Source organism: Serratia sp. Ag1, assembly GCF_000743355.1.
Lineage (GTDB): Bacteria > Pseudomonadota > Gammaproteobacteria > Enterobacterales > Enterobacteriaceae > Chania.
Genome location: NZ_JQEI01000078.1, coordinates 1 through 9833, shown reverse-complemented (window position 1 = coordinate 9833; position 9833 = coordinate 1). Strand labels below are relative to the sequence as shown.

General features: G+C 50.2%; 7 protein-coding genes, 2 tRNA genes and 1 rRNA gene. 3 read left to right on the top strand and 7 right to left on the bottom strand.

Annotated features, from left to right (window positions below; all coding sequences use genetic code 11):
* The 3 genes from IV04_RS23950 to dnaQ all read right to left on the bottom strand — a co-directional run.
* The coding region (locus IV04_RS23950) for an Ig-like domain-containing protein (protein WP_235212870.1) at window positions 1-2739 on the bottom strand (2739 nt) is incomplete at its 3' end.
* A 1093-nt stretch (window positions 2740-3832) separates the two neighbouring features.
* A tRNA-Asp gene (locus IV04_RS23940) sits at window positions 3833-3909 on the bottom strand.
* A 155-nt stretch (window positions 3910-4064) separates the two neighbouring features.
* Complete coding sequence (gene dnaQ, locus IV04_RS23935; RefSeq protein WP_037403143.1) at window positions 4065-4799, bottom strand: DNA polymerase III subunit epsilon; 735 nt, start codon at window positions 4797-4799, stop codon at window positions 4065-4067.
* Between the two features lie 72 nt (window positions 4800-4871).
* On the opposite strand from dnaQ, the gene rnhA reads away from it, so the two are divergent.
* Complete coding sequence (gene rnhA, locus IV04_RS23930; protein ID WP_037403142.1) at window positions 4872-5339, top strand: ribonuclease HI; 468 nt, start codon at window positions 4872-4874, stop codon at window positions 5337-5339.
* Here the strand turns inward: rnhA and IV04_RS23925 are convergent.
* Window positions 5336-6055 (bottom strand): class I SAM-dependent methyltransferase, encoded by a 720-nt coding sequence (locus IV04_RS23925; protein ID WP_037403141.1) that lies wholly within the window; start codon window positions 6053-6055, stop codon window positions 5336-5338. The two genes, rnhA and IV04_RS23925, sit on opposite strands and share 4 nt — an antisense overlap.
* Window positions 6056-6100: 45 nt before the next feature.
* Here IV04_RS23925 and gloB point away from each other — a divergent pair, with 45 nt between their 5' ends.
* Window positions 6101-6856 (top strand): hydroxyacylglutathione hydrolase, encoded by a 756-nt coding sequence (gene gloB, locus IV04_RS23920; RefSeq protein ID WP_037403148.1) that lies wholly within the window; start codon window positions 6101-6103, stop codon window positions 6854-6856.
* 72 nt (window positions 6857-6928) lie between these two features.
* The gene (gene mltD, locus IV04_RS23915) at window positions 6929-8308 is read left to right on the top strand and encodes a murein transglycosylase D (protein ID WP_152562955.1); all 1380 of its coding nucleotides are present in this window, start codon (window positions 6929-6931) and stop codon (window positions 8306-8308) included.
* A 54-nt stretch (window positions 8309-8362) separates the two neighbouring features.
* On the opposite strand, the gene IV04_RS23910 is transcribed toward mltD, so the two are convergent.
* From IV04_RS23910 to rrf, 3 genes are all read right to left on the bottom strand, one after another.
* Complete coding sequence (locus tag IV04_RS23910; RefSeq protein ID WP_072010970.1) at window positions 8363-9157, bottom strand: endonuclease/exonuclease/phosphatase family protein; 795 nt, start codon at window positions 9155-9157, stop codon at window positions 8363-8365.
* 250 nt (window positions 9158-9407) lie between these two features.
* Window positions 9408-9484: transfer RNA gene (locus IV04_RS23905), tRNA-Asp, on the bottom strand.
* A gap of 93 nt (window positions 9485-9577) precedes the next feature.
* Window positions 9578-9693, bottom strand: a 5S ribosomal RNA gene (gene rrf / locus IV04_RS23900).
* Window positions 9694-9833: the final 140 nt, after the last annotated feature.

Here is a 9833-nt window from a genome sequence, read left to right as displayed (position 1 = left end):
CACGATGTTCACACCCGGGCCTGGCTCACTCACGTTGCCTGCCGGATCGGTCACGGTGGTGCTCAGGTTGTGATCGCCATTCTCCAACGGCTGCTCTGGCGTAAACGTCCAGTTGCCGTTCTCGTCGATCACCGTGCTGCCGATCTCTTTGCCGTTGTCGATCACCGTCACCAGGTCGCCCGGCTCACCTTTCCCGCTCAGGGTCGGTGAACGGTCATCGGCGGTTTCGCCCGGCCTCACTTCGCAGGTCTTGTCACCCACGTTGTCGGTGATGATCACTTCGCCCGGGGCGTCTGGCGCGGTGGTGTCGATCACCACGTTGAAGCCGCCGCTAGGCTTGCTGACGTTACCCGCCACGTCGGTCGCGGTCACGCTCAGGTTATGGTTGCCGTCTTTCAGCGCAGCGTCTGGCGTAAAGCTCCACTTGCCGTTGGCATCCGCCGTGGCCGAGCCAATGGCCTGGCCATTGTCCAGGACAGTCACGGTGTTGCCCGGCATTGCCGTGCCGCTCAGGGTCGGGGTGTTGTCATTGGTGACATCGCCCTTCTGCAGTGGCCCAACATGTGGCTCGGCGTTGTCCACCACGCTGGTGATGGCAGGCTCGGACGAGACCGGGATAAACAGGCTGATATCGTAGCTCGGTGAAGAGAAGTCGGTACGGTTGCCCGCCGGATCCTGAGCCAGGATAACCAGTTGGTTGTTGCCTTCGAGCAGCGGCAGCGTCGGCGTCATGCTCCAGGTGCCATCCGCCTGCACCACGGTGCTGCCGATCGGATGTTGACCGGCGCTGTCGGTGGTGTACACAAAAATGGTGTCGCCCGCGGTACCGATACCGCTGATCAACGGCTGGCTGTCGTCGGTGACGGCGCCGTTATCCACGAGACCCTGACGATCGCCCACGCGATCTTCGACCGCGGTGATGGCCAGATGATCCGGGCCTTCCAGCGGCGCAGTGGTATCGACGGTAAAGTTCAACGACTCGGAAGGTGCACTTTCATTGCCCGCCGGATCGGTTTCGGTCACGGTAATGCTGTGATCGGTTTCAGCCAGAGGGGTATCCGGGGTGAAAGTCCACTTGCCGTGGTTATCCACCACCACGGAGCCGATTTTCTCGCCGCCGTCATAAATGGTGATCGTGTTGCCCGGCTCACCCATGCCGCTCAGTTCAGGCTGGGTTTCGTCGGTAGAGCCACCGTTGACAATCGGCCCGGTGATCGGCCCGGTGTGGTCTTGCGCATCGGCCACGTCCGGTTTGCCCGGGGCCGTGGTGTCAACCACGATCTCAATCGGGGCCGACGGCACGCTGGCGTTACCGGCCTGATCGACTTCGGTCACGGCCAGTTTATGGCTGCCCTCGGTCAGGGGTTCATCCACCTCATAACGCCAGTTGCCCTGCTCGTCAACGACGGTTGAACCCAGCGGTTTGCCATTGTCGGTAATGATGATGACGTTGCCCGGCTCACCCACGCCATTCAGCTGCGGCTGGGTTTCATCCGTCACGCTGCCGTTGGTCAACGGGCCGGTGATGCTGCCAGTGTGGTCAATAATGCTGCCGATAGACGGTTGGGACGGAGCCTGGGTGTCGACGGTAAAGGTCCAGCCGCCAGACTGCTCGCTCTGATTACCCGCCGGATCGGTCTGTGATACCGTCAGGGTGTGGCTGCCGTCGGTCAGGTCGGTGTCAGGCTTGAAGAACCAGCGGCCATCTTCGTTGACCTCGGTTTCGCCAATCACGGTGCCGTTGTCATAAATGGTGACTTTGCTGCCCGCTTCGCCGCTGCCGCTCAGTTCAGGACGAGGATCGTCGGTCACCCCACCTGCGGTGATTTCGCCGACGTGTTCACCGACTTTATCCATCACGTGCTGCAGACCCGGAACATCCGGCGGGGTGGTATCGACGTTGAATTCCAGCGGATCGGAAGGGGAACTGACGTTGCCGGACGGATCGGTCTCGGTGATCACCAGTTGGTGAGAACCTTCACCCAAATCGGTGTTTGGCGTCAGGGTCCACTGACCCTGGTCGTCGATCACCACGCTGCCGATGGCCTGGCCATTGTCATAGAGGGTGATGAGATCGCCAGGCGTCCCCTGACCGCTCAGTACCGGACGGGTTTCGTCGGTGACGCTGCCATTCTGGATGACCCCGGTGATGGCACCAGTCTGGTCCAGCGCCTGGCCGATGGCCGGTTTTGCCGGTGGTGTGGTGTCAGCCGTGTTGTTATCACCCTGGCTGCGGTTATGGTAGGCCACTGCGGCACCGGCACCGATTGCGGTTGCTGCAGCTACCCAGCCGAGCAGGCCAAACAAGGCGTTGTGATCGTCATCAGAAGAAACAAAAATACCATTACCATCACCCAGCGATGGGCCACCCAATGCCACCGGGGAGAATTCGCCTTCACCAACCAGGTAACCGCTTTCGTAACTTTCACCTGACAATGGGACATAAGCATACAGTTGCCCATCTTCTGCCATACCCAATAGCACAGGGTGCTTAGCATCACCATTGAAGTAATCTTCAATAATAATGCTAGGTTGAGTGTCACCTTCCTGTAAAACAAGTAAATTCTTGCCAGAACGTACTAACGTCACGTTTTCAGGTGCAAAGTCATTACCCAAATTTTTCAACAGGTATTTATTACCATCAATCAATTTGACTTTAACGGCTTTGTTGGCATTTGCAGTCAACAACCGGGTTTTTCCTTCACCACTATTAACTGCTAAAACGATGGTCTTACTCATCTTTGTCATAACTCCAAACGTCATGTGATTCAATGCAAAGAGGATTGCATTTTATTTAAAATGAAATACACCCATATATGGGTAGGGATAATTACTTTGAAGTGAATTAAATCAACAATTAAGAAACCCCAGAGATAGAGTGAAGTAAAAAACAGGTAAAAAGCCGAAAGCACATATGCCAATACGAGCCACAATAAATCATGAGGCACTTATCTAGCGCTACTTCGATTACCTTTGAGATAAATATAAAGCTGAAAAACTTAAATATTTATCCTTCTATAGGTGAGTTAAGTCTTCATACAAAATAAAGCGAACTCCTTCACCATCACTCTGTTTGAATTAATGCCTATTCGGCGATCAATATAATAGAAATACTGACGGTCAATTATGAACTCTAGCGTAATGGCTAAAGAGTCCATATAAGGAAAGGAATATTTAGCATCATCAGTCGTGAGAACCTTAACCAAGAGTCTCACAATCAACACTCTATTAGTTAGTGACTAACAGAAAAAGCTAAAATCCCCCCCTGCGTACCGATAAGAAATATCTTACACAAACCATGTACAGAAAACATGCTTAGAAATTGAAAGGTACAGATACAATACAATCCACTGCAAACCACAAATCCAAACAAAAAATTAAGTTTTTAATTCTTTTTATAATGTTTTTTATTATATTTAATTTTGTTATTTAACTGTGATGCGGGATTTTAACCTGATTAAGCCAAATTCAGCAGGATGAACAATGGCAACCCTATTTTTATAAATAAAAAATGAATTTTATCAATTGGATGGAGAAAATTAAGGCTAAATTAAAAGATGAGATGTCAGATAAGAAGAATATACTCATCACACTTCAAGTTGCTTGCGTGTTGACTACTCTCAGTAACCCAAACCACGGAGTGATCCATGCTACTGGGCCCTTCAGCACTTGCCGCTTACCAGCAACTCGAATGATTTAGGGTATATGGATGCAGTATTTTGAAAGATAGCGAGTATGTGAAGCTGTTCCATACAGGGCAGAAAACATCTGAGCCCCACTGGAAAATAGATATAAAAAAACCCCAGGCTTAAAAATCTGGGGTCTGAATATTTGGCGGAACGGACGGGGCTCGAACCCGCGACCCCCTGCGTGACAGGCAGGTATTCTAACCAACTGAACTACCGCTCCGCGCGGGTTCCCTGTTACGGGAACGAGGAGAATAGTACGGTTGTGCCTGCATTCCGTCAATGTCTTTTTCTTATAAAAAGAGTTGTTTGCACAGTTTTCCAACAAATACGGTGGTGAAATACAGCATTTACCGTATTTTCACCCAAAAGGCTGCATTATTCGCTACGCCACAGGCAACTTCCGCCTTTCTTCGCCACCAGATCCAAGCGCGCCTCATGAGCCATCATTTCTTCGCTGCTAGCATAAACCACTTTCATCGCAGTCGCCGGGCGTATGACACGCTGGATGTCCTGCGTTGAGTCCGTTTGCTGGGTATCCCCTTCCATTTGGAAAGCCATGGCAGTCTGGCCACCCGTCATCGCCAGATAGACTTCCGCCAGGATCTCGGCATCAAGCAAAGCGCCGTGCAACGTTCTCTTGCTGTTGTCTATTTCATAACGGCTGCATAAGGCATCAAGGTTATTACGCTTGCCGGGAAACAAACGACGAGCCATTAACAGGCTATCGGTGATAGTACAGAACGTCTCGGTTTTCGGGATATTCTGTTGCAGCTTACGGAATTCATGGTCCATAAAACCGATATCAAACGTCGCGTTATGAATAACTAATTCACCGCCACGGATGAAATCAATAAACTCACCGGCAATCTGGTCGAAGGTCGGTTTGTCCGCCAGGAATTCATCACTGATGCCATGCACACCATAAGCCTCAGGATCCACCAGCCGATCCGGTTTAATGTATACATGGTAGTGACGCCCGGTCAGGCGACGGTTGATCACCTCTACGGCCCCAATTTCAATAATACGGTGGCCTTCGTAGTGAACCCCAAGTTTGTTCATACCGGTAGTTTCGGTATCAAGAACGATCTGTCTGGTTGGTGTAGAGATCATATTGCAGTGCTCATAGCGCTCGTTTATGTCAGACTTGGCTTTTATAAAACTGATAGGAAGAGTCTACCAGAGATGCTCAAGCAGGTAGAAATTTTCACCGACGGATCTTGCCTCGGTAATCCAGGGCCCGGCGGTTACGGTGCCATTCTGCGCTATAAACAGCACGAAAAAACCTTTAGCGCAGGCTATCACCTGACCACCAACAACCGTATGGAGATGATGGCGGCGATTGTGGCGCTCGAAGCGCTAACCGCACCTTGCGAAGTGGTGCTCAGCACAGACAGCCAGTATGTGCGCCAGGGTATTACCAGTTGGATCCATAACTGGAAAAAACGTGGTTGGAAAACTGCCGATAAAAAACCGGTAAAAAACGTCGATCTCTGGCAACGCCTGGATCAAGCAATTGCTCGCCACAGCGTACGTTGGGAGTGGGTTAAAGGCCATGCAGGCCACCCGGAAAACGAACGTTGTGACGTATTAGCGCGTGATGCTGCGGGTAACCCAACGCAGGACGACCTAGGATACCAACCAGAAGCTTAAGGCTGTTTACGATAACTCTTGGTCGCACCTACTGCGCGGCTGAGAGTTGGTTTTCTCGCCCCCATTTTTATCGCTGTTGGCGTCAGCGGTGAGGTTCTTTTCCGTGCCACGATCATACTGATACACCCTAGCGCGGGTAAATGCGTACTTAAAAACGTGCCACCTTTACGCTGCCAGGGCAATACGTGAAAACGCGTCTGCTCCAGCACTTCATAATTCAACAGGCTGAGCCAGTCCAGTAAGCGCATTTGCGTAAACATCCGGCTGACATAAGGTTGCCGATTGCGCAATCCGGGAATCAATTTACCCATCCCTACTAAGCTGAACGGGTTAAAGCTGCTAATCACCAACCAACCGTCATCAATCATGACGCGATCAACCTCACGCAGCAGGCGGTGCGGATCGTCAGCATAGGAAAGCGTATGGGCCAGCAGGCAAGCATCAACTGATTTGGCGGCAAAAGGCAATTGATAGGGATCCGCAAGCACGTGCAGATTATCCCCCGCCAAGCCAACATTTACCTGATGTGATATGACACACTTTTCCGTGTCCAACGCCGCGCTGAGATTACCCACCTTAAGCAGGTGAAAACCGAACAGCTTCGGCCACCAAGATTGCAATTGCTGCTCCAGCGCCTCACGGTAGTATTCTCCCCACGGCAGGCCAGCCCATGAGTATGGGCTGGTAAGCTTTTTTAGAGTATGGGCTGGTTTCATGATTTATTATCTTCTTTACAAGCCGTTGCCAACGAGAGGTCCGTGATGAATCTTATCAGCATTCCTGTTTTTCAGGATAATTACATTTGGTTGCTGGATAACCAGCGAGGACACTGCGTGATCGTCGATCCCGGTGAAGCCCAGCCTGTATTGGAGGCTCTAGCGCATTTGCAGTTGGTCCCAGATGCCATTTTACTCACCCATCACCATCACGATCATGTGGGTGGCGTGGCAGAAATTGTTGCGCAATATCCAAAACTAGCCGTCTATGGGCCACAAGAAACGGCGAATAAAGGTGCGAATATTATCGTCCAAGGCGGCGAGAACATCGAAATCAATGAGCGACAATACAGCGTTATTGCCGTTCCTGGGCATACGCTTGGACATGTTGCATTCTACAGCACACCTTATTTATTCTGTGGGGATACCATTTTTTCTGCTGGCTGCGGCAGACTTCTCGGAGGGACAGCTGAACAAATGTATCATTCATTTCAACGACTCGCTCAACTTCCAGACGACACCCTCATTTGTTGCGCACACGAATATACTCTCTCAAATCTTAAGTTTTCTCGGGCAATTCTGCCCCAAGATCGAGACATTGAAACATATCAGCAGCAAGTTGAGAGATTACGTGCAAAAGGTGAACCTAGCGTGCCCACAACGTTACAATTAGAGCGTAAAATTAATCTCTTTTTACGTTGCCATGATATTGATTTACAAAAAGAAATAGGATTCCAGTCACCACCAGACAACCTTGGTTCGGTTTTTTCCGAATTACGTCTGAGAAAAGATAGCTTCTGAAGCTTTTAGTTGTGTTATTTCGTGAAGCAAAGTATAGTTGCTCGTCTTTTAAGCAACTATATTGACATACATATGAAGGCTAAAGCGATACTTCTCGCCTCGGTCTTGCTAGTAGGTTGTCAGGCGTCCAAGAAGGATGCACAGGCACCAGAGCAGCATGCACAGAGTCTGTCTTCGGCAGGTCAAGAAAGTGAAGCAGGAGAGTACACAGCGAATGGTCGAGCGAGCTCGGCGCGGTGGCTGGATGGTAACAGTGCCGCACAACAAGACCTGTGGAACTTCATTAGCGACGAGCTGAAGATGGAGGTTCCGGAAAATACCCGGATCCGTGAACAAAAAAGAAAATACTTAAAAAGTAAGAGCTATCTCCACGATGTAACATTACGGGCAGAGCCGTACATGTACTGGATAGTCGGGCAGATTAAGAAACGTAATATGCCGATGGAACTGGTACTGCTACCCATAGTGGAGAGCGCTTTTGACCCACATGCCACATCGCACGCGAATGCGGCTGGGCTATGGCAGATTGTGCCTCAAACGGGTCGTAATTATGGCTTGAAAAACAATCAGTGGTACGACGGGCGACGTGATGTTGTGGCCTCGACAACTGCTGCGCTTGACATGATGCAACGTCTAAACCGTATGTTTGATGGTGACTGGTTGTTAACCATCGCAGCCTATAACAGCGGTGAAGGTCGTATCATGCAAGCAGTAAAGGCGAATAAACGCCAGGGTAAACCTGCTGATTTCTGGGCCTTGTCGCTTCCACGTGAAACGTCAATCTATGTCCCGAAAATGCTGGCGCTGAGTGATATCATCAAACACAGTAAAAAGTACGGTGTCAGATTACCCAAAACTGACGAAACCCGTGCACTGGCGCGAATTGATGTTGGGCAGCAGATACAGCTGACTCAGGCGGCTGAGATGGCAGGGCTTTCAGTCACCAAAATGAAGGCTTACAACCCAGGTTACAAGAAAGGTGTGACGGCACCGAATGGGCCCCATTACATTATGGTTCCCAAAGGTAATGCTGCACAGTTGAAAGACTCACTGGCCGATGGACAGATTACTGCCCCACCAACCACCCAGTTGGCGAAGAACAGTAATTCGTCTGGTGCAAGTGCTTACAAGGTGCGTTCCGGCGATACGTTATCCAGCATCGCCAAACGGTTGAACGTAAAACCGAGTGATCTGCAAAGCTGGAACAACTTGCGTGCCAAGAGCACACTGAAAGTTGGGCAAACATTGCAGATGGCCAGCAATAGCGCCGATAATAGCAGTATCACCTATAAGGTCCGTAAAGGTGATTCACTCTCCAGTATCGCACGTCGTCACGGCGTCGATATTGATGATGTGATGCGCTGGAATGCTAAGCTCGGCAAAAATAGCAGTCTGCAACCAGGTCTGAAATTGACCTTGTTTGTAAACAGTAAGACGTCACCCGACACCTAAACTTTCGACGCCAAAGCACCCCAAGGGGTGCTTTTTTATGGTCTGCAGATCTTCCTACCAAATCGGCTTTTCTGTTTCAGGATGGAATTCTACTAACAGAGGATTATGGTCTGACGCTTGAGTAACCAACACAGATGCCTCTACTACGCCCAAGTTGCGGTAAAATACAAAGTCTAACGGGCGACCAAATGCTTTTCGACGGTGATCGTTAGTGAAACTGACTTCCTTCAAGGCTATATCTTCAGCAAACTGATACAGCGCATTGATACGCTTCCGGCTCCAGGCATTAAAATCACCAGCCATGATCACTGGCCCCTTATGATTAGAGATTTGCTCGCCAATCGGATCCAGCTGCTTACTGTATACGTCGATACCCAAACTGAAATTCACCGCATGTATATTCACGACCATCAATAATTGACCATTATATAGCGGGTAGACAGTGATTAACGCGGACTTAGCTAGGCGTAACAGCGGCTCACGCTCGCGCAATGGACAGCAATACACCGGGTGAGTCGCTGCCAACGTCATCACGCCAGAAGGGTGTTGCGGTAGTACAAACGCAGGCACCTGATCGGCGGCCAAATAGTTGGAGGTAGCAAAACTCACTAGCTCAGGCGTCGTCTGAGCTTCCTGCAATAATACCAGTTGTGCATCTTTACCAAAATCTTTCAGCACCGAGAGCCAATCAGCCCGCTGCTGCTTGAAGATATTCCACACCATGACCCGTAATGCTCCGGACGTAGGCAATGCAGCCCCGAGCGGTAACTGTTGATGAATGGGGCCAGGGAAAATTCGTTCGACTGGCTGGCCTGCAACATACCTCATTGCGTAAGTTCGTTTCGGCACGTTATTTATCAATTTCCCGTCTAAATGATATTGGTAACGACATTGCCCCAATGACAGAACAATTATACGCCAGCGCTTCTCGACCAGCATGGTTTTTGACAAGAAGCGTCTTTCAGTTATAGAGACGCGGCAGGGGGATTTCAATCAATGAAACGTATACATCTGTAAAAGTGAACGGTGAATCGCAGTTACATTTTGATTTAGCATATGAAAAAGCCCTGAGTCAGAGACTCAGGGCTTATCAATTAAGTGGCGGAACGGACGGGGCTCGAACCCGCGACCCCCTGCGTGACAGGCAGGTATTCTAACCAACTGAACTACCGCTCCACCGATTCTTTCATGCAGTATCGTTTGATACCGGTGAAATCGCTTCTGCGACCTCACTATTACCAGATGTCACTCTGATAACCTTTGTTTGATGCCTGGCAGTGTCCTACTCTCGCATGGGGAGACCCCACACTACCATCGGCGCTACGGCGTTTCACTTCTGAGTTCGGCATGGGGTCAGGTGGGACCACCGCGCTATTGCCGCCAGGCAAATTCTTTCTCATTCCAGCCGTTACATCACATACTCCTCTCTCGTATGCACGCAACCACCAGAACCAATCCGGAACATTCGCTGAAAATCAAAACTCTGTAAACTCTTTGTCTCTCTAAAACACCTTCGGTGTTGTAA

Excerpts from the sequence above, each read along its gene's own strand:
- dnaQ (WP_037403143.1), bottom strand. The coding sequence starts at position 4,799 with ATGATCTCTACACCAACCAGACAGATCGTTCTTGATACCGAAACTACC.
- rnhA (WP_037403142.1), top strand. The coding sequence starts at position 4,872 with ATGCTCAAGCAGGTAGAAATTTTCACCGACGGATCTTGCCTCGGTAAT.
- IV04_RS23925 (WP_037403141.1), bottom strand. The coding sequence starts at position 6,055 with ATGAAACCAGCCCATACTCTAAAAAAGCTTACCAGCCCATACTCATGG.
- gloB (WP_037403148.1), top strand. The coding sequence starts at position 6,101 with ATGAATCTTATCAGCATTCCTGTTTTTCAGGATAATTACATTTGGTTG.
- mltD (WP_152562955.1), top strand. The coding sequence starts at position 6,929 with ATGAAGGCTAAAGCGATACTTCTCGCCTCGGTCTTGCTAGTAGGTTGT.